This window comes from Penaeicola halotolerans (genome assembly GCF_016464625.1).
Taxonomy (GTDB): domain Bacteria; phylum Bacteroidota; class Bacteroidia; order Cytophagales; family Cyclobacteriaceae; genus Penaeicola; species Penaeicola halotolerans.
Genome location: NZ_JAEAGO010000240.1, coordinates 1 through 233, shown reverse-complemented (window position 1 = coordinate 233; position 233 = coordinate 1). Strand labels below are relative to the sequence as shown.

At 48.1% G+C, this 233-nt stretch carries 1 protein-coding gene; it reads left to right on the top strand.

Going from position 1 to position 233, the window contains the following annotated elements; genetic code table 11:
- Positions 1-12: 12 nt before the first annotated feature.
- On the top strand, positions 13-233 hold a 221-nt coding region (locus I5349_RS14130), incomplete at its 3' end, for a hypothetical protein (RefSeq protein WP_226391399.1).

Here is a 233-nt window from a genome sequence, read left to right as displayed (position 1 = left end):
CTAAAGCCTGACATGTCAGACCAGCTCATGTATGTCAGTAAGGGGTCTCACCTCATCTGGGGAAGAAGCCCAGAAGCTTGTATGGCTGACACTAAGATCATCTGGGAGCGGATAGCCATGGCAGGAGATCAGCAGCACCTACAACAAACAATACTAGAATCTGCCGTAAACCTCACCTACTGGCATGCTAAATGGCGCTATCTTTCCCCTATCGATGGACAAAACAGATATCA